Genomic DNA, 19417 nt, shown 5'->3' on the forward strand with positions numbered 1-19417 from the left:
TGGTTAACAATTCGTCCTCTTTGTGTATAGAATTGAAAGGTTACAATTTGGTTAATGCGAAAAAAGAACATAGTATATAGAAATTTTTAGCTGGGCATAAATGTTGAGAAAAATGAAACAAATATGTTAATTTTTCAGTAATAGGAAATAAGGAGGTTTTATGATGAGTGAAATTATAAATAAAATAGAACAGCATACATCAGTTCGTAAATATAAACAAGAACCGATTTCAAAGACTACAGTTGAGAGAATGGTAAAAGCAGCTCAGCATGCAGCATCATCACATTTTGTGCAAGCATATTCTGTTATATATGTAACAGATGAATCATTAAAAACACAATTAGCAGAGCTATCTGGAAATCGTCATGTAAAAGATTGTGCAGCATTTTTTGTTTGTTGTGCTGATTTAAAACGCTTAGAAAAAGCATGCGAGAAACATGGGACAGAGATTAAATATGATGGTGTAGAGGACTTTATTGTAGCTACAGTAGATGCATCATTGTTTGCGCAAAACCTAGCACTTGCTGCAGAGTCACTAGGATATGGTATTTGTTATATTGGTGGAATTCGTAATAATCCAGAAGAAATTAGTGATATACTTCATTTACCAGATAAAGTATATCCAGTGTTTGGAATGACAGTTGGAGTACCAGATGAAAAACATGTAGTGAAACCGCGCCTACCAGTTGAAGCAATTTTACATGAAAATGCATATGTCGAAAATAAATATGATGAATTACTAGAAGAATATGACCGAACAACGAATGAATATTATAAGGGAAGGTCTACCAATCAAAAGGATGTAACATGGACAGGGTCAATGAGTGCTTTTATGTCAAAAGAGAAGCGCATGCATATGAAGGGATTTTTGAATGGAAAAGGGTTTAATAAAAGATAAAGCTTGGAAAGCAAATCCGAAGAGTGAGGATTTGCTTTTTTATTTAAGCAGGGGAAGCCTTTTGGGTTTCGAATATGTATCAGTGTGTTGAAAGTAAAGGATTTGAAATTATTACAGCAGTTAGTTCGGCTTATGTCGAAATTGTAGCTGAAATCATCAAGCAACTTAATTTTGTTTGATGGGGGAGAGGAGAAAGAAACACTTCTATATTTTAAAAACATGAAAGAATTTAATGAGAAGAACTTTGCGTAAGCTTAGGTCTTTTTTTGTGAAAAATCACTAAATTTCCATTGACGTTTACATTACAAGTTGTTAATATACTGAATAATTTTGCAAAATTATAAAATTGATTCGATGGAAAACGAATCAAAGAGAGGGGGATTTATGTTGCAAGATACATCATGGTTTCAGCGACATGTCAAAGTTGTATATTCACCATTTCGCGAAATGCTAGTAAGTTTACATGTTTTATGTAATCCTGCTCATCATATGAAACGATTAGAGTGGGCGGAAGATGTGTTAAATCAAATGAAAGAAGAAGAAAGAGAAATTATGCACGCAATTAATAATGCGAGTGATGATTGGTTTCGTTTTATAGATTGGTGCTCTGAGTTTCAGCAAGAAGCTTATGTAGAAGAAGGAATTGAAAAATTACGAGTATCAGATAGAAAAAAGTTTCAGGAAATGTTCCCAAATATAGAAAAAGAGATCGTATGTGATTTTTTACTTCAGTATCATCAACGTTACTTTGCACGGGAGTTGTTTCGGATTGAACCATGGTTAGAACAATCTGTATACGATGTGAAAGAAATAATGAAACAAAATCCGATGTCTCTTTCTAGAAAATTGCATCCGAGATGTTTAATTGATGAAAAGGAGATAACTTTTTTAAAAGCTCGTACGTGGCAATATTGTTATGAGGATTTATCAGCAATTACGTTATATCCATCAACTTTTGTCGCGCCTCATTTATTAATAGATAACCTTATTTCAACACATATAAAAGTATATTATGAGGTGCAAATTACATCGTCATTTGCAGATGAGGTACCGAAGGATCTTTTAGGAATTTTACAAGCGATTTCAGATGAAACGAGATTAAAAATGTTAAGAGATTTATCCTTTCAATCTTTTTGTACACAGCAATTAACAGAGCGATATAGTCTTACAAAATCAACGGTTTCCGGTCATTTGAAAATGTTAGAGTCTACAGGGCTTATACAAAAGGAACGAAAAGGTTATTACGTATTTTATAAAACAAATCGAGAACGATTAGAACAAATTCGTGTTGATTTAGACCAATTTATGGATTTCCCAATTTTTCAAAAATCGGAGGAGGGAAGAACATGTGGCTAACGTTTAAGGCTACATTTCGTCGTGATTTCTATACGATGCGTAGAGCATATCCATGGTCATTTTTTCTAGGGCATATTTTAACTGGTGTATATATCGTATTGTTTGCTTATTTAACGTATCATTTTATGTTTCAAGGAAAACTAGATGTTAACTTTGCAAAGCTAGGGAAAACGGATGATTATCTTTCTTATGTTATATTAGGAGCTGTTTTTTATTCATTTTCTGTTTCTCTATTAATGATTGTGAGCAGGACACTAATAACCGAACTGCGTGAAGGGACACTTGATGTTTTATTATTAACGCCATCATCTCGGCAAGGATATTTTCTAGGAGCAGCTATACAAGGAATATTGCGTGTGGGGCTTGAATTCATCGCAATTTTTATTTTTGGTTTGTTTTTTGGATTACAGTTTCGAGAAATAAATATGATACCTGTGGTACTTTTGTTAGTTATTTTCTTCTTTGCAATATTCGCCCAAGCGTTAGTATTGGGTGCGTTTATGCTTTATTTTCGTGATACATATTTAACACAGAATACATTGTTTATTTTTATGAGTCTTGTGGGTGGAGTCTTTTTTCCAGTAGGATATCTTCCCGCATTCCTACAACCTATGAGTTTATTCATGCCGCTCTCACATGGTTTATCAGCATTTCGATTGTGCATGATTGAGGGAGGAAATATTGCTTCCATACAAAATGAACTTCTGTGGTTATTAGGATTAGGGATGGCGTATTTTATTGCAGGTGTATGCACGATGAAACGAATGGAGAAGTATGTGATTGAAAAACATTTTGCATAGGGGGATTCGTATGATACAAGCAAAACAACTTGTAAAGCGGTATGAGTTGAAAGAGAAAGTAGGTTTTTTTCGTAAAAAGAGAAGAGTAGTTGAAGCGGTAAATGGCTTAGATTTAACTATTCAAAAAGGAGAGATTGTAGGATTGCTAGGTGTGAATGGGGCTGGGAAGACGACAACGATAAAAATGCTAGCAACGCTTCTGGAACCAACTTCAGGTACGATTGAAATTGATGGTATAGATAGCACGAAGCAAGATTTATTTGTAAAGAAAAAAATTAATATGATTGCAGGTGGAGAACGCATGTTATATTGGCGTTTAACAGGGAAAGAAAACTTGCAGTATTTTGGAAGTTTGTATGGATTAAAAGGGGTTGAATTAGAAGAACGTATTCAGTTCCTCTTACAGCAAGTAGAGCTAAAGGAAGCAGCTAATATGCCTGTAGAACGATATTCAAAAGGAATGAAGCAACGTTTACAAATTGCAAGAGGCCTTATTAATGACCCAGACTATTTATTTCTTGATGAACCAACATTAGGACTAGACGCCCCTGTAGCGAAAAAGTTGAGAGAAATGGTAAATCGTTTGGCAAAGGAACAAAATAAAGGGATTTTGTTAACGAGTCATTATCTTGAAGAAGTAGAGGAACTTTGTGATCGGCTTTACATCATTGAAAAAGGTCGGCTTCTTTATGAAGGAACTCCTGAAAATATTATCCAATCGATTGTCCGTGAATATCACTTAGAAATTGTAATTCCAGAAATGCAGGATGAAATGATAGGACGATTAGAACATTCTTTAGGGATGAAAGAAATTCAACATGAAAAAGAACAGATGGATGAACATATACGTTATCAATTGAAAGCGTCTTTTGATATGACAACAACGGTTTTATCATTATTAACAAAATATCAAATTCGTATAGTACAGTTAGAAACACATAAAGCAAGGTTGGAAGACGCGATATTACAAATTGCAAATGAGGTGAGTGCATGAATATATTTTTGGCGGAATGGAAAAAGAGTCATCGCAATCATTTTCATAGTAAGATGGTTTATTTTTCTTTGTTCATTTGGCCGGTGTTACTTTTTGCAACTGCTTATTTTTCGGTGAAGCCATTTGATACCTCAAATAGTAGTCCACTTGCCAAATGGATGGATCCAAAGCAGATTAGTTTTTTTCTCCTTATAGGTTATATTGGATATGTTTTCTTTTGGAGCCTCGTTCAATCGGCATGGCAAATGTCATGGGAACGCCAAAATGGAACACTTGAACTTATCTTTTTAACACCAGCCTCGCGCGTATGGATGATGTATTGCCGGGCAGGTGCAAATTTAATAGAAGGAGTATGGATGTTTACGATGTTTTCGATTCTCATCGCATTGTTTCTGAATGACAGACCGATACCACCAGTTGAAAATATCGTATTTGCTTTTATGATTTTATGTATTTCAGCTGTTGTGTGGGGAGGTTGCTTAAATACGATTTTTTTATTTTCACGAGATGCTAGTATTCTATTTACAATATTAGAAGAACCGATGCAATTTTTTGCAGGTGTACGTATTCCAATTGTTGTATTACCACTATGGGGCAAAGTACTAGCAGCTTTGTTTCCATTAACGTATGTACTTCAAATTTTCCGTTCATTATTAATGGATGGTAAAAATATTATAAATGTACTTCCAGAGTTAGGGTTATTAGCTAGCTTATTAATTATTTTAGTTGGCATATCATACGTGCTTGTTCGGAAAGCTGAAAAGCATGCGAAACGAACAGGAAATATGGTTTTATTTTAAGGAACGGAGAGAGGAATATTTCTAGGTGCAGCGGCATTATGTAAAAATAATGATGGGAAATGAGATAAGCTAACCTTTGAGGAGTGTTGTATACGGGAAGTAAAAGAGGAAACAGGATAGGATGTTCATATTTTGTACTATGAGATCGAAATAATTGGAGGAAATAAAGAAAAATGTGATCCAGATGAGTTAATTTGTGAAGTTGATTGGAAAATAAGTGAAGAGATAGAAGGTATTACCATTTCCTTTCTAGAAGATAGAAAGTTATTGCAGAGATTCATAGATTGTACAGCAAGTGATGAAACCTAAGCTCTGATAAATAGGAAGGGAAAGAAAAAAGATGATATACGAATTGCAGAAAAACAAGTTTATGAATTGCAAACATCTTCTAGACAAGGAAAGGCAAATTGAAGTGCAAGCAATCATTGAAGGGAATAATTCGGGCCGCATATTTGTAGACAATGTAAGCGAACCACGGTCTGGTTTAGTTTGGCTTGGAAATTTAGACGGTTTTGTATTTATTGGTGATGCAAATAATACAATGTTTAACCTTGAAATAAAAAAAGTTTTAAGGGAACAAATTGCACAAGAAGCAGCCGGTTTGGACTTGAAGTGGTTTGAAGGATTTGGTTATCAAGTAGGATGGGATCGTACAATTAGAGAAATATTGTGTGAACAATCATATGAGGAATCCAATCAAAAAGTATACAAATTATATGAGAGTGCGTATAAAATATATAATGAACCAACGATTGATGAGACATATACAGTATTAAAAGTAACGAGGGAAAATCTTGCAACATACTCTTTGCTCGAACAATCATTTTTCGTTTCACAGATTACATCATTTTGGAATTCGGTGGAATTATTTTTTGAAAAAGGAATAGGGTATGTGATTTTGTATGAGAATCAAGTGGTGAGTCTTTGCTTTTCAGGATTTGTAAGTGAGAATACGCATACGGTGAATATTGAGACAATTCTAGAACATCGAGGGAAGAATCTTGCCAAGAAAGTCGCGCATGCATTTGTTCAAGAATGTTTCAAACAAGGCTATGTGCCTTATTGGGACTGTATGGAAGTGAATAAACCTTCAATTGCTATAGCGGAGAGCTTAGGGTTTACAAACCTTTTTGATTACATCGTATTTGAGTATCAATTTTAATTTGAATAAAGAAAATAAGAAATACCCCAAGGAAAAAAGAATGTATTTGTTCTTTTTCTGTTTGGGGTATTTTTGTTACGATATAATAGGATTTTTAACATGAATAAAAAAATTTGATGTAGAAAAGCGACTTATACAAGTCATTTTTCCTTATAAAATATGTAATGTCAAAAAGATGAAAGAAATACGATTAATGAAAAAGGTTTCATGCTAATGATTTGAGCAAGTATACTGCCCAGAGGGGTCTAGCTATAAAGCCATCTAATCATAAATAGAATTGTGAAAGCGTATTCCACTCTTCTAAAGAAAGTTTTTTTGTAGTATGTTTTAGTTCGTCTGGAACATCGACAAAACTAATAAACTCAATACTATTATCATCTGGGTCTTTAAAATAAATAGAAGCATTGCCCTGGTTAGGGCGAACGAAAGGTTCAGTGGTAATTCGATTTCCAAATGGAACGGGTTCAATGCTTCGGTCTTTCAGCCACTGAGTAGATGTATGAAGAAACTCGAAGTCTACTTGAAATGCAATATGTCGCAGTGACGGATGATAGGGAGTTGTATATTCTTCCCCCTCCCAAAGACCTAGCCAACTTTGTTCTTCTACAATCCAAAAGAAAGCAGTATTCTCATATCTATTATATAGTTTTAAACCCAATGATTCATAAAACGGTATGGATACTTCTAGATTACGAACGGGTAGATGTGCTTCATATAATCCTTTAATCATAAAATAATACCTTCTTTCTTATGTTTTTTAGTTTATTTTAATCCATATATTTCTAGAATGAATCGATAAAAAGGATGAGGGATAGCTCATACGAAAGTATGAAAAAACAGCTCATTAATCATGAGCTGTTACTGTTTACATGCCTCGACATCGATGCCGGCAGCAATTAATTTTTTTTCGCCTTCTAGTTCAATAATTTTTTGTAATTTAGATAAGAATGAGTCAAAATCTGTATGTTTTGCAACTTGGAATGTCATTTTATGTTCGATTGGAAGCCACGTATCGATGTCAGCTTCGTTATGCTGAATTTTAACTTCTAGTTTATCAAGAGCATTTGCAACTTTCGCTTCGTATGTTTCTTTTGCTTCAAACTCCATCCATAAATCATATAGTTCATCCCCAAGAGAACCCTTTAATGTATGTTTAATATTTAAAATAGCTTTCTGTTCATTTTCTTGTTTTTGCAATTGTAATTGTTCGCTGTTCATTGTATCAAAAGCAGGAATATCCCCAGCTTCTGCTTCCACAAGGTCATGGATAATAACCATTTTTAATAGTTTTTCCATGTTTACTTTCTCATCTAAATAAGGCTGAACTAAAACAGCCATAAGCGACATACGCCACGTATGTTCAGCAACACTCTCTTGTCGACCGTTAGATAGCCAACTGTGTCTCATTTCAAACTTTAGTTTTTCAGCTAGTGCAATGACTTTTAGAATATTATGTTCCATTTAGATCCCCCTCACATTACTATAAAATAATCTTAATATAAAAATAGAATGTGTCAATTCACACTTATTTGACGGACAATTCAGAAATATTATAAAATATTTTTATAATATTTTTTTATTTTTACAAAAGACAAAGAAGAAGTTGAAATTGCAAAAATGCTGAGTGGGAGTGAATATAAAATGTACCAACAGACAGCAATTCATGTACTAGATCTTTTGAAAAATATAGTGAGTGGAATGAAAAATGTTCAGAAAGTAGAAGAAGAGTGTAGGGAAATAGAAAGGAAATTCCATGTAACGTATGCAGAGTTAATGGACTTATATCATAAAATGGTAGCCTTTCAAAGGGATATTGAAAAAGTGGGCGGGGTATTTGCATACGAGCAATCCCAAATGATGTGGTTGAAATCAGAGCTGGAATTTTTATATGCTACGTATCAATTTTGTCAGCATTATAATTTAAATATTGCAGATACTTCAAAGGCGATTAGTAAAGAGAATCTACATTTATTTCCGAAAACGGAAAGTCAACTACAGAATACGTACTATAAATTAAAAAAACAAGAGTTACCGTTTGAAAATATAAAAAAGGGGAAACCTGGACGCAAGAAAAAACACGAACCAGAACAGCATATAAATGAGAAGTGGAATGAAGGGAAAAGTATAGTGCTCCAAAATGAAAAGACAGAAAATAATCTAGTTACTATATTATCAGGTATTGTCGATAATTTTGAAACAATTGGTGCGGAAGGGCAGAAAAAAGAACTGTATCAGTTTATGGAAGGAATTTATAAACTTTCAAGTATGGCAGCTAGGCATAGAAAAGAAGATAATACACAAGATATACAGAAAGAGCTTCAAAATCTTCGTGCTGAAAATGAGAGATTGAGGCATGAAAAAGAGGAGCTTATTTCTAGTATGAACGAAATGACAAATCAAATGAATCATTTCATTGAGAGCTCTGATATTGATCAAATTCGAACATTACCGTCTTTTGTGAATATATGCAAGCAATATTTGAAGAAAAATAAATTTCATCATAACAAAATAGACACGAGAGAACAAATGATGTCTATGAAACAATGAGAGCTGCTTTCTATTGGTTTTATGAAACTGATAGAGAGTAGCTCTATTATTTTTATGCTAAAATCAAGAAAACTTACAAATTAAGAGGAGAAGTTAATATGAGCCAACAATTACATCCACGCGTCGGTGTCGGGGCATTTATTTTAAATGGGCAGGGCGAGTTACTGCTTGTGCAGAGAAAGAAGGCACCGGAGCAAGGACACTGGAGTCTTCCTGGTGGGAAAGTAGAATGGATGGAAACAGTGGAAGATACAGTTATTAGGGAAATTGAAGAAGAGGTAGGACTAGAAATCGAACTCACGTCGCTATTATGTGTGACGAATCACATTTTACCTGATGAAGAAGCGCATTGGGTATGTCCGACGTATATTGCAAAAGTAAAAAACGGGATAGCAGAAAATCGAGAACAACACGCTATTAGTGAAATTGGGTGGTTTTCGTTAGAGCGTCTACCAAAACGATTAACTTTAACTTTACAAAATGCTTTGAAAGAATACGAGAAATTGAAATAAGCTTTTAGTAAGGAAGAAAACTTTCACTGAGGACTAAGTACTGTTATCATATAAATTCAAATTGAAAAAACGAAATAAAACCTTTCCTTTTAGGTGGAAGAGAGCATCCGGACATGCATAGAAGCGTGATATGTCGAAAAATCAAAATAGATTTATAGAGTGGTGAAATAGGTTATCTTCTTTAAAGATAGCTTATTTCCGTTAATTGAAATAAAATTCAGAATTTTGTTGACTATCCATTTTTTTCTTTTTATATTAGTAGGTATTATGGGAACAACAAGTAACTGAGTTTGAGTCATTGATTCGGAGAAAAGAGCAGGAGGGTGTACATATATTTTCTATTCTTTTTGGGGCACCTCAAACAAAAATTGGAACAACCTTTCATCATAATTATATGACGCCAGATGTTGTGAAAGAGCGAATGGGGGACCTTTAACAGTTGTTGCACGCGATGGGAAAGAGGTTTTGATTGCTAACTTTTCAGAGCATAGCACATCATGGGCTGTGACAACATATGATCCAGCACTAGTGCTTGTCGCAACAGAATATGTTCGTCATGATATTATGATCGAAGAAATTACACAAGAGTTCGGTCCGGTTAAACTAGATACACTATGGCGTGGTAATGCAGATCTAGTTCACGTTGTAACAGGGAAAAGACTCATGAAAAAATGAAGGGGGAAGAATAATGAACCGGGCTGAAGCACAGGTGACGCTGCATGGTAATGAAACATTTCGGCAAGGCGTGAAAGACTGTTTACCGACTGTACTCGGTTATTTAAGTATTGGTATTGCAGCAGGTGTAATTGAAAAAACAGCTGGATTTTCTTTAGTAGAAATTGCGCTTATGTCTACTTTGATTTATGCTGGTTCCTCACAATTTATACTCGCTGGTATGTTTGCAGCTGGAGCTCCTGCTTCTGCAATCATTTTCACCGTATTTTTTGTTAACTTACGTCATTTGTTAATGAGTGCTGCGCTCGCACCATATTTAATGAAAGTTCCTTTTTTGAAAAATATGATCATTGGTTCGCAAATTACAGACGAAACATTTGGTCTTGCGGTTCAGCAAGCTTCAAAAAAGCAATATTTAAGCGAAAGATGGATGCTTGGTTTAAATGTGACAGCATACTTAAACTGGATCATTGCGAATGTCATCGGTGGTATTTTTGGTGAATGGATACCAGACCCTCATACATATGGTATGGATTATGCTTTACCTGCTATGTTCATTGGATTATTTGTTTTGCAGTTAATGAGCAGTCATCCAAAAGTGGCAATTCATCTTAGCGTTGCGATTGCGGCAATTGTAATCGCATATAGCGTACATTTTTTTGTTCCAGCAAGCGTAGCTGTTATCATTGCAACACTTACAGCAGCAACGATAGGGGTGGTGATTGAAAAATGGAAGTAAGACTCGATGTGTTATTACTTTTAATGGGAGCAGGTGTAGTTACTTTAATCCCACGCCTATTACCGCTTATAGTATTTAGTAAAATACAAATTCCAGATTGGGGCTTAAAATGGTTAAGTTATATACCTATTGCTATATTGGCAGCGCTCCTTGCCGAAGTACTCTTTATGAATAAAACAATGCAATGGGATTATTTAATTGCAGCAATCCCGACATTCTTTGTTGCTATCTATACGCGAAGTTTATTAGGAACGGTATTGACAGGTGTGATTGTGATTATTTTGTTACGATTGTTCCTATAACAAGGATTTCGCTCATATTGTATCGAAAAGTGTAATAGCATGATTAACAAAGGGGTGGTGTTATGATTATTGTAACAATAGGTGTCATCTTGTTTACATTGTTTATTTGTTTTATCATTGGCCTTGCGACTTATACAATGCTTGTTCAAAAAGCAACCCCGCAAATTTATTACACACCGTGTGAATCCACCACAGTACAGTCCCGTAAAAGTGAAGATAAAAATAGAGGGAAGAAAAGTTAATAGTAGACTTTTCTTCCCTTTCATTTATTCATTTCTGTTTTGAGGAGCGTTCTGTAAACCAAACCTACATTTTAGAAATTCCTTGTAATAGTATGCCAAAGAGTAGACTAATAAAAGAGAAAGCACCGACGGATACAGAAATAACTCGGTTATTTTTCCATTCTTTTATGAAAACCATAAATCCTAAAATACAAAGAAAATACCAGATTGGTAGAAAAATAAAATCGCTAATATAGTTGGGGAGTAATGTATAGAAACTAGTCAAAACTAAAATCCAATGTCCAAGAAATAAAGTCATAACGATAAAGGAATGGCGATAAGGACGGTTTAAATATTTTTGATTTTTAAGAGTTATAAAAATGAAAGTTAATGTTATGGTAATGATTAGAAAAACGAAAGCGAGTAAAAGTAATGTAAATGGCATATCAAAACTCCTTCAATATACTTGTTGTGTTCCATTTTTTTGAAGAAATGAATCTATCATTTCGTATGCTTGTTTTGTAGATTCTTCGTTATATTTTGCAGTATAAGGATCCAAAAATCCATGATATCCTGGAAACTGGTGTATATGTAGAAATGGGTTGTTTTGTTCTTGCAATGTTGCAATAAGAGAGGAAACTGAACAGTTTAATTCTGTTTCCGGAAAAATTAAAAGAGTAGGACATGTAGGAATCATATAAGAATAGTCTCGTATGCGAGAGCCATAGCAGCTAATAACGAAATTAACTTTTGAATTTTTACTACATAGCCAAGAGATGGTTGCGCCAACGCTAAAGCCTATAAGTCCTATGCATGAATATTTTTTTGAAAGTGTCGTAATCATTTCCTCAACTTGTTCTTTTCCATGTTGGAACCCAACGTTTTTTATAAAATGAGAGTAAGCTTTTTGTTCGTCATTATAATGAAAATGAGAGTTTAATTGTAAAAGGTTTGGGCAGAAGACATCTACATGTTGAGAAGAGAATTTTGTAACGATATCCTGCATATGTTCATTTACTCCGTATATTTCGTGTATAGCAATAAGAGCTACTTTCTGATTCATCAATTAAAACTCCTTCCTATGAAAATCATATTCTTTTTCAACAAGACAAATCCGCACATGGAACTGTCCATACCATTGTTCACGACCTCTTTGTCTTGCTATAGTATGTGCTGCATTCTCTTTCCATTGTTTAATTGCTTCAAGCGATTCCCAATATGAAATTGTAATTCCAAAACCGGATGTATCCCGTACGCTTTCAACGTTTATAAATCCAGGTTGTTCTTTAGCGCGTTTTTCTATTTCTTCTGCAACATCGTCATAATCAGTAGTGTCTTGCGAAAGCTGGGAAGTGAATATAACTGCGTAATAAAAGGGCTTTTCAGAAAATAAATTTTCCATTTTACACCTCCAAATATAATAAAATATATTTTATCATAAAGTTATGAATTGAAAATAAATTCATATTGTGCAATGGGATTTATTTGTAATAAGATTTTTAAAAAGCATATAATGTTCGGGTTTGAAATATCACGTACTGTATTGGATGAATTATCGAAAAAGTAATGAATCTCACTTTAGTGGGTTTGTTGTTTGCATTTGTAACATTAGCATTATTTGTACCAGTGATGGTCAAAATATTGGGAAAAGAAAATTGATGGCCATTCATCGCATATACGCAAACACAAAAATAAGAAAAATCCCACTTCAAATAAAACTGAAGTGGGATTTCTTATAGTTCCTCCAGGCTATTAATCGGAACAGTTAATTCACGTTCTGGATTTGTTGCATCATATATTCGGGCGGTTTCATTGCTTTCATCAACGTGTTGGATCATAACAGGCAGGCCTTGAAAACTAACATGCGCTTGTTCTGATGACTCGGATAGCTCTTTTGCACGTTGTACATTCATTCTTACATTCCTCCCATCTTTACTATTGTTGCTTGAAGAGAGGAGGAATATACCATTTCAGAGTTGATTTAAGACTTTTGTATTATTTGTAACGTTTCTTTAATAAACACAGTAAATGTCGAATCAGGAAATTCTTGTATAGCATGAAAGGCTTCGGTTGCCTCTTGAAGCGCCTTCTCTTTGTTTTGGAGTTTCATATAACAAAGAGCACGATAAGCTCCTCCGGTTATAATCCATGCTTGGTCTAGTGGATGGAACATATAATCCGGAATTGTTGCTCGTTCTAATGCTTCTAAGGCCTCTTCGTATCGTTTGAGACCGTATAAAGATTTTCCTTTTTCTACGTAATACGCCCCGTCTTCTTGAAAGAGTTGTTCACCTTGGAGTTTTTCTCTAAACAGTTCTAGATGCTGTAGAGCTAACGTGTATTCAGTTGTGATTGTGTTATAGTAATAAGCTTTTAATATGTCTACAACAGCAAGGGATAAAGTGTTTTCTGTAAAAATAGCAAATTGCTCGGATTTCTTTATATAGTGTAAATATTTATTTTCATCAGCTACTATTACCTTTTGATAAGAGAGGATTCGATAAAATTCGTCTGTTTTATAATACACTTGATTTTCTTTTGAGAAGTCAAGGGCCTGTAAGATAATTATTTCGCACCCGTCATAATCACCATATGCAAGTAAAACAACTGCTTCACATAAGAATAGTTCTATTTGTATAATAAGGTCCATCTCTAATTGTCTTGCTTCATATTCTTTTCGAATAGAAGTAAGAAGTTCTAGGCATTCTTCATATTTTTTATGGACAAATAATACATAACAAAGCTTTAAACTGGTTTGTGTACTTTCACGGTATAAAGCATATTTTTGAAAAATTGCTACGGCTTTTTCGATATACGAATGTATGTCGTAATCTTTCATATTAAATGCAGCGCCTATATATTGTTTATATAAACGAGCTGTACTTAAAGTGGGCGGTAGTTCCTTTTGAACAATAGGTAGCAGTGTACGATACACTTCCTCAAATTGATTATTTTTTATTGCCTGTTCCATCTTTGGAATCAGTTTTTTCACTTCTTCGTTGTCGTCTTCTAGTAAAAAGCTTGCTTCACATTCAAGCTTACTAGCAAGATATTGTAATGTCTTCATGGAAGGTGTCGCTTTCCCATTCTCAATTTGACTCAGCATACTTTTTGTTAGCTCTGAGCCAGCCAATTGTGTTTGCGTAAAACGTTTTTCTTTTCGCAATGCTTTAATTTTTTCACCAAGAGTAGCCATATAGTTGCTCCTTTATTACAAAAAAGTTAAATACAATTAAACTTTTTGTTGTCAAAATTTGAAAAGTGGTTATATAATAAGTTTAACACAATTTAACTTTTTAAGGGAGAGTGACATGATGGAAGACGTAAGTATAAGGGGAAATGATCCAAGACTCAAAATTGCAACAAGAAATATTATTTTGATGATGATTGGAAAAATTACTTCTTTATTAGGTGCAGGAATTTATACGTTTGCAATGGGGTTATATGTTTTAAAAACAACAGGGTCAGGAGTAGGATTTGCAATGACACTTATTTGCGGATCTATACCAAGAGTGATATGTGGACCAATTGCTGGGGCAGTAGCAGATCGTGTAAATCGACGGTGGCTTATTATTGGAATGGACTTATTAAGTAGTTTAACAATGATTACAATGTTTATTCTTTCTACTATATTTGGGCCATCACTTCTATTTATTTATATTTCGGCCGCATTATTATCAATATGTGCGAGTTTCTATTCTGTTTCATTCACTTCATCAATTCCAAATTTAGTGGATGTGGAGCGTATTCAAAAAGCGAGTGCTTTAAATCAAACAGCGGATTCATTATCAAGAATTTTAGCGCCGATAATTGGCGGGATAATATTTGGGTTGTTTTCCATTACATCCTTTTTTCTCTTAAATGGTATTACATTTTTCTTGGCTGTTATTGTACAATTATTTATCAAATTTGATTTGTATAAAAAAGAAGTGGAGCAAGATAAGGCACATTTTTTAACAAGTATAAAGGATGGGTTTTTATATGTGAAACAGCAACAAGAAATATATGGACTCATGAAAATTGCTCTTTGGGTAAATTTTTTTTCTAGTGCACTTTTTGTTGCACTTCCGTATATTATTGTACAAAACTTACATTTAACTTCTAAGCAACTTGGTACTGTAGAAGGTATGTTAGCGGTTGGAATGCTAATTGGGGCATTTGTTTTATCTGTTCGTAAGGAAATGAATAACCCGTTTCGATCTATTTATATCAGCTTGTTGTTGTTTGCAGGCTTAAGTTTATGTACTGTTTTTCCGTTAATCGTTACGATTCCAAAGGCAGCAAGTTTTATTTATTATATTGTTTTTATGTTTCTGAGTGGTGTTTCAATGATAGCAGTGAATATACCAATGCAAGTACATATTCAAAAAACAACAGATCCAGGATATTTAGGCCGCGTTTTTGGACTTCTCGAAACAATTGCTACAGCAATTGCTCCGCTCGGAATGATTTTGTTTGGATTCTTATTAGATATGCTTCCTACTAGTATCGTAATGTTAACATTGGGAGTTGGGTTACTTTTAGTAGTACTATTAGGGATGAAGCAGTGGGGTATGAAAAAACAAGTGGATGTGTCAGCGTAAATAAAGAGAAACTTTTGTGAAAAAGCTCCAATTTATACATGTTTAAAAATGTGGATAAGTTGGCTTTTTTTATTTTGAAAGTATTTTTTATGTGTGATACATTTAATAAAGTGTGCATAGAATCAAGTTCAATGATATAAGATGTGTAACAAAGAAAGAGGAGAAAAACATCATGAGAAAAATAAGTTTTGTTATGCTTTTTTTGTTTTTCCTGATGACTGGATGCGGCAATACTTATGATATCCAAGTTGAAACAGGTATGCAGGCATTAAAAGATGAGAAATATAGTGACGCAATCATGTGGTTCGAAAAAGCAGGAAAAGAAAAATCTACGGATGAGACGAAATCATATACAGAAGTTGCCAAACTAATGGATCACGGGGCAACAGCGTTAAAAGATGGAAAATATTTAGAGGCGAGAGATGATGCCAATCAAGTATTGCAAAAGAAAAAGGACGCTACTCTTGAAAAATCTGTAAAGTCAAATGCAGAAAATATGCTTCAGAAAGCAAAAGACATTGAAGAAAAAGAAAAAGAAAGAGTTCAGAAGCAAAGAAAAGTGGATGAAGAAGGAATTGATAAAGTAATAAAGGCTGTAGATAGCATTGATGAAGCAAGGGAAAAACAGAAAAAAATCGGAGAAGCATTGGATAAGGCTGAAAATGCAAAAGAAAAAATAGAAGCAAAGAAAAATCAATAGAGTAATAATGTAATAGTTATGCATGAGGCTGTCGTTTGTTACGACGGCTTTTTTTAGGAGGGATCTTAATTTTTTTAGGGTTTCTCCTATTAAGGTGAATATTATTTGTATAATTAGAAAAATCAATTTTGTTACAATAACTTGAATTTCCACCATTTCATCAAAAAAAGGCATATAATGATTCTATAACCTATTACAAGGAAGTGTAACTTATGAATACTGTAACTGTTGTCTATGGTATTATTCTTTCTACTATTATTACTTTATTTGTTGTTGGAGTATCACGTTATATCCATAAATGGAAAGAAGGGATTGCAAAGTTAAATCATATCGAAGAAGAATTTGGTGATTTAATGTTACATCACGGTAAGTAAAGAGGTTTATTTTTTAATTAAACAATGTGAAGTGTATCACAAAACATGCTGGCATTTTGGGCATGTTTTTTTGTTATGTCAAAAAGGTATTAGATAGGCACATCAGTCTCATTTCTTCCATATGATACAACGTTAAGTATGAAATGTTGGGAATAGAAAAGAGGGATCGAATGGCTAATTCAGGATATGTTCCAGATAATAAAAACTTAAAGAAAAGTTCTGGGACACCAAATCTTTTCTTTGACTCACGGAAAAATGTATTTTTTAAACGGAATGATAAAAATATTGCTTATGAAGTGACTTCAACACAATTACCAGCAATGATTGGAGGAGCGTTTGTCGATCTTTTTATGACGAAAGGTCATATGAGAGAACCACATTGGCATCCAAATGCTTGGGAGTTAGATGTCATCGTTTCTGGAGAAGCAATTACTTCTATTTTAAATCCAGAAACGAATCAACTGCAAAATTATCGGGCAAAAGCTGGGCAAACAGTATTTATTCCAATGGGGTGGTGGCACTGGATTACAGCTGTATCAGAAGAAGTACATTTACATCTCTTTTTCAATAATGATCAATTTGAAACAGCTGAAGGATCAGACGTACTTAGAATGACCCCTCCAGAAGTATTCCAAGCCGCTTACGGTGTGAATGCTGAACATTTAGCTAAGGATCTTGCTCCAATTAAGGAGTCTGTTGTGATTGGGCCGCCTCATTTAAAGCGTTCTACGGATGAACAGCGGTCTGGTATAGTAGTTGTATTAAATGGAGAGGTGACTTCGTGTGAGATAGAGTAGCTCTTATTTGTTTTGGATAAGAGTTGCTCTATTTTGTATGGAATTTAAAATAGCACTTGATATATTTATTAATTTGTTTAGTATAATAAATAAATAGTATGTTGTTGGAGGGATAAATATAGTTAAAATATTAAAGATTATAGGGATAATACTTTGTATCATCCTAGCAATCATTATAGCTTTTTTTGTAATTATGGAATATTACTATTCAAAAGAAGATCCCAATTATGTACTAAATTACATAAAAGAACATAAAGATGATCAAACTTGTTCACTATTTATTAGAAGAAACGGTGAGGTACTAGTCTCTGTAAATGAGAATAAAAAATTACCGTTAGCAAGTATGGCAAAAATAGTAGTAGCAGTGGAATTTGCAAAACAAGTTTCAGAAGGAAAGATAAATTCACAGGAACAAGTTCCATTACAAGATTTAGAAAAATATTACGTACCAGACACAGATGCTGGAGCACATCCTGCATGGTTAGAGGATGCAAAAATAAGAAATGCAATAAAAAATGAAAAGCTTTCATTAGAAGAAGTAGCTAGAGGGATGATTCGCTTTAGTTCCAATGCAAATACAACTTACTTATTAGAAAGATTGGGACTGGAAAGAGTAAATGAAAGTTTAAAGGAACTAGAATTAAATAGTCATGATGCATTCTATCCATATACATCGGCATTGTATATGAGAGGATATGCAGAAAAAGAACTTCATATTTCTGAAGATCAATCATTAGAAGTATTACGTAAAATGTCCATGGATGAATATAGAAAGCACGCTTTACAAATACATGAATGGATGAAAGACGAAGAAGAATGGAAAAAGCGTAATATACCATTAAAAGCGGATATAGAATTTCAACGTATTTGGTCTGATAGATTAGTAAGCGCAACTGCTAAAGATTATATGAATTTAATAAGGAAAATCAATAATAGAAATGAGTTTCCAAAGGCAATGCAGGATGAAATCGAGCGGATTTTTAAGGGAACTGTTGAAGACAGGATATATGAACATGCTGGTAAAAAAGGAGGTTCAACAGCATTTGTATTAACAAATAGCTTTTACGGTACTGATAAAGAAGGAAACAGGGTTGAAATAGTCTTTATGTCCAACGATTTAGATAAGATAACGTATAAAAAACTTGAAAATAATGTAAATTACTTTATCCGAGATGTTGTGACGAGCGAAAAATTTAGAGGGAAATTATAATGATATAATTTTATTATGTAAACAAAAAGATGACTTATATAAGTCATCTTTTTGTTTGTTATGAAGGAACAGGATTTCGTTTATATTTTATTGAATATAAATTTTTACAACTAAAGAAAAAATGAAATTGTTAATGTTCAAATACCTTAACAAAAAAGGAGAGTAATTGATGACTACAATATATTTCGTTCGCCATGCTCATTCTATATATACACCGGAAGAAAGGGAACGGCCATTATCTGAAAAAGGACGGAATGATGCGCAAAGTGTAGCCGATTTATTAAAAGAAGAGAAAATTGATGTTGTCATTTCTAGTCCATATAAAAGAGCAATTCAAACTGTTCAAGGAGTTGCGGTTCAATTTGAATTACCGATACATATGGAAGAAGATTTGCGTGAGAGACTACTAAGTAAAGAACCGGTAGTAGATTTTGAGGAAACAATTACAAAAGTATGGGAAAATCCAACATTTTCTTTCGATGGTGGAGAATCAAATAATAGTGCACAACAGCGTGGTAGTGCATGTATCAAGAGAATTTTAAAAGACTACAAAGGGAAAAACATTGTCGTTGGAACGCATGGAAATATTATGGTACTCATTATGAATTATTTTGATTCTAAATATGATTTTAATTTTTGGAAAGCACTTGAAATGCCAGATATATATAAATTAACTTTTAATGAAGAAAAATTAATTTCTGCTGTAAGGATAGAAACCAGTCATCTGGTGAATAATTTGTAAAATTT

At 33.7% G+C, this 19417-nt stretch carries 25 protein-coding genes and 1 pseudogene; 19 read left to right on the plus strand and 7 right to left on the minus strand.

Annotation, left to right across the window (positions count from 1 at the left end):
* Positions 1 to 163 precede the first annotated feature (163 nt).
* From nfsA to QRY57_RS09860, 7 genes are all read left to right on the plus strand, one after another.
* A complete protein-coding gene (nfsA, locus tag QRY57_RS09830; RefSeq protein ID WP_286017832.1) occupies positions 164 to 898 on the plus strand; it encodes an oxygen-insensitive NADPH nitroreductase in 735 nt (244 codons plus the stop codon).
* A gap of 384 nt (positions 899 to 1282) precedes the next feature.
* Positions 1283 to 2254 (plus strand): ArsR/SmtB family transcription factor, encoded by a 972-nt coding sequence (locus tag QRY57_RS09835; protein ID WP_286017296.1) that lies wholly within the window; start codon positions 1283 to 1285, stop codon positions 2252 to 2254.
* Positions 2245 to 3054: an ABC transporter permease gene (locus tag QRY57_RS09840; RefSeq protein ID WP_286017297.1), complete on the plus strand. Its 810-nt coding sequence runs from the start codon at positions 2245 to 2247 to the stop codon at positions 3052 to 3054. The genes QRY57_RS09835 and QRY57_RS09840 overlap by 10 nt, the downstream gene beginning before the upstream one ends.
* Before the next feature lie 10 nt (positions 3055 to 3064).
* Entirely contained in the window at positions 3065 to 4048 is a 984-nt protein-coding gene (locus QRY57_RS09845) for an ABC transporter ATP-binding protein (RefSeq protein ID WP_286017298.1), read from the plus strand.
* The gene (locus tag QRY57_RS09850; RefSeq protein WP_286017299.1) at positions 4045 to 4848 is read left to right on the plus strand and encodes an ABC transporter permease; all 804 of its coding nucleotides are present in this window, start codon (positions 4045 to 4047) and stop codon (positions 4846 to 4848) included. The genes QRY57_RS09845 and QRY57_RS09850 overlap by 4 nt, the downstream gene beginning before the upstream one ends.
* A gap of 132 nt (positions 4849 to 4980) precedes the next feature.
* Positions 4981 to 5157 carry a hypothetical protein gene (locus QRY57_RS09855; protein WP_286017300.1) on the plus strand — a complete coding sequence of 59 codons (177 nt, stop codon included), beginning with the start codon at positions 4981 to 4983 and terminating at the stop codon, positions 5155 to 5157.
* 31 nt (positions 5158 to 5188) lie between these two features.
* Positions 5189 to 6010: a GNAT family N-acetyltransferase gene (locus QRY57_RS09860; RefSeq protein ID WP_286017301.1), complete on the plus strand. Its 822-nt coding sequence runs from the start codon at positions 5189 to 5191 to the stop codon at positions 6008 to 6010.
* Positions 6011 to 6275: 265 nt separating this feature from the next.
* On the opposite strand, the gene QRY57_RS09865 is transcribed toward QRY57_RS09860, so the two are convergent.
* Together QRY57_RS09865 and QRY57_RS09870 are read right to left on the minus strand one after the other, a co-directional pair.
* On the minus strand, positions 6276 to 6740 hold the full coding sequence (locus tag QRY57_RS09865; RefSeq protein ID WP_286017302.1) for a VOC family protein: 465 nt from the start codon (positions 6738 to 6740) through the stop codon (positions 6276 to 6278).
* Positions 6741 to 6868: 128 nt separating this feature from the next.
* Positions 6869 to 7471, minus strand: coding sequence for an HD domain-containing protein (locus QRY57_RS09870; RefSeq protein WP_026591771.1), 603 nt, complete (start codon positions 7469 to 7471; stop codon positions 6869 to 6871).
* 180 nt (positions 7472 to 7651) lie between these two features.
* Between QRY57_RS09870 and QRY57_RS09875 the strand changes: the two genes are divergently transcribed.
* From QRY57_RS09875 to QRY57_RS09900, 6 genes and pseudogenes are all read left to right on the plus strand, one after another.
* Positions 7652 to 8557, plus strand: coding sequence for a DNA-binding domain-containing protein (locus QRY57_RS09875; RefSeq protein WP_286017303.1), 906 nt, complete (start codon positions 7652 to 7654; stop codon positions 8555 to 8557).
* A 98-nt stretch (positions 8558 to 8655) separates the two neighbouring features.
* Complete coding sequence (locus tag QRY57_RS09880; RefSeq protein WP_286017304.1) at positions 8656 to 9069, plus strand: NUDIX domain-containing protein; 414 nt, start codon at positions 8656 to 8658, stop codon at positions 9067 to 9069.
* A 265-nt stretch (positions 9070 to 9334) separates the two neighbouring features.
* Positions 9335 to 9744: pseudogene (locus QRY57_RS09885) on the plus strand (TrmB family transcriptional regulator); the annotation flags it as partial.
* A 13-nt stretch (positions 9745 to 9757) separates the two neighbouring features.
* Positions 9758 to 10483, plus strand: coding sequence for an AzlC family ABC transporter permease (locus tag QRY57_RS09890; RefSeq protein ID WP_286017305.1), 726 nt, complete (start codon positions 9758 to 9760; stop codon positions 10481 to 10483).
* Positions 10474 to 10785, plus strand: a complete 312-nt coding sequence (locus QRY57_RS09895) for an AzlD domain-containing protein (protein ID WP_026591766.1) — start codon at positions 10474 to 10476, stop codon at positions 10783 to 10785. Before QRY57_RS09890 ends, QRY57_RS09895 begins: the two co-directional genes overlap by 10 nt.
* Positions 10786 to 10847: 62 nt before the next feature.
* Positions 10848 to 11027, plus strand: a complete 180-nt coding sequence (locus QRY57_RS09900; RefSeq protein ID WP_286017306.1) for a DUF3951 domain-containing protein — start codon at positions 10848 to 10850, stop codon at positions 11025 to 11027.
* A gap of 64 nt (positions 11028 to 11091) precedes the next feature.
* Here the strand turns inward: QRY57_RS09900 and QRY57_RS09905 are convergent, their stop codons facing one another.
* The 5 genes from QRY57_RS09905 to QRY57_RS09925 all read right to left on the minus strand — a co-directional run bounded on the left by QRY57_RS09905 (position 11092) and on the right by QRY57_RS09925 (position 14202).
* Entirely contained in the window at positions 11092 to 11451 is a 360-nt protein-coding gene (locus tag QRY57_RS09905) for a hypothetical protein (protein WP_026591764.1), read from the minus strand.
* 12 nt (positions 11452 to 11463) lie between these two features.
* Positions 11464 to 12069 (minus strand): dienelactone hydrolase family protein, encoded by a 606-nt coding sequence (locus QRY57_RS09910; RefSeq protein WP_286017307.1) that lies wholly within the window; start codon positions 12067 to 12069, stop codon positions 11464 to 11466.
* 3 nt (positions 12070 to 12072) lie between these two features.
* Complete coding sequence (locus QRY57_RS09915) at positions 12073 to 12408, minus strand: antibiotic biosynthesis monooxygenase family protein (RefSeq protein ID WP_286017308.1); 336 nt, start codon at positions 12406 to 12408, stop codon at positions 12073 to 12075.
* Positions 12409 to 12739: 331 nt separating this feature from the next.
* On the minus strand, positions 12740 to 12919 hold the full coding sequence (locus tag QRY57_RS09920) for an H-type small acid-soluble spore protein (RefSeq protein WP_001102752.1): 180 nt from the start codon (positions 12917 to 12919) through the stop codon (positions 12740 to 12742).
* A 68-nt stretch (positions 12920 to 12987) separates the two neighbouring features.
* Entirely contained in the window at positions 12988 to 14202 is a 1215-nt protein-coding gene (locus QRY57_RS09925; protein WP_090692305.1) for a helix-turn-helix domain-containing protein, read from the minus strand.
* Positions 14203 to 14320: 118 nt separating this feature from the next.
* Between QRY57_RS09925 and QRY57_RS09930 the strand changes: the two genes are divergently transcribed.
* The 6 genes from QRY57_RS09930 to QRY57_RS09955 all read left to right on the plus strand — a co-directional run bounded on the left by QRY57_RS09930 (position 14321) and on the right by QRY57_RS09955 (position 19412).
* Positions 14321 to 15589: an MFS transporter gene (locus QRY57_RS09930; RefSeq protein WP_286017833.1), complete on the plus strand. Its 1269-nt coding sequence runs from the start codon at positions 14321 to 14323 to the stop codon at positions 15587 to 15589.
* 172 nt (positions 15590 to 15761) lie between these two features.
* Positions 15762 to 16289 (plus strand): outer membrane protein assembly factor BamD, encoded by a 528-nt coding sequence (locus QRY57_RS09935; RefSeq protein ID WP_208016888.1) that lies wholly within the window; start codon positions 15762 to 15764, stop codon positions 16287 to 16289.
* Between the two features lie 212 nt (positions 16290 to 16501).
* Positions 16502 to 16663 carry a hypothetical protein gene (locus tag QRY57_RS09940; RefSeq protein WP_026591757.1) on the plus strand — a complete coding sequence of 54 codons (162 nt, stop codon included), beginning with the start codon at positions 16502 to 16504 and terminating at the stop codon, positions 16661 to 16663.
* A 170-nt stretch (positions 16664 to 16833) separates the two neighbouring features.
* Positions 16834 to 17460: a cupin domain-containing protein gene (locus tag QRY57_RS09945; protein WP_286017309.1), complete on the plus strand. Its 627-nt coding sequence runs from the start codon at positions 16834 to 16836 to the stop codon at positions 17458 to 17460.
* 118 nt (positions 17461 to 17578) lie between these two features.
* Positions 17579 to 18670 carry a serine hydrolase gene (locus QRY57_RS09950; protein WP_286017834.1) on the plus strand — a complete coding sequence of 364 codons (1092 nt, stop codon included), beginning with the start codon at positions 17579 to 17581 and terminating at the stop codon, positions 18668 to 18670.
* Between the two features lie 169 nt (positions 18671 to 18839).
* Entirely contained in the window at positions 18840 to 19412 is a 573-nt protein-coding gene (locus QRY57_RS09955; RefSeq protein WP_286017310.1) for a histidine phosphatase family protein, read from the plus strand.
* The last annotated feature ends 5 nt before the right edge of the window (positions 19413 to 19417 follow it).

The sequence above is a fragment of the Bacillus arachidis genome, from assembly GCF_030285945.1.
GTDB lineage: Bacteria > Bacillota > Bacilli > Bacillales > Bacillaceae_G > Bacillus_A > Bacillus_A arachidis.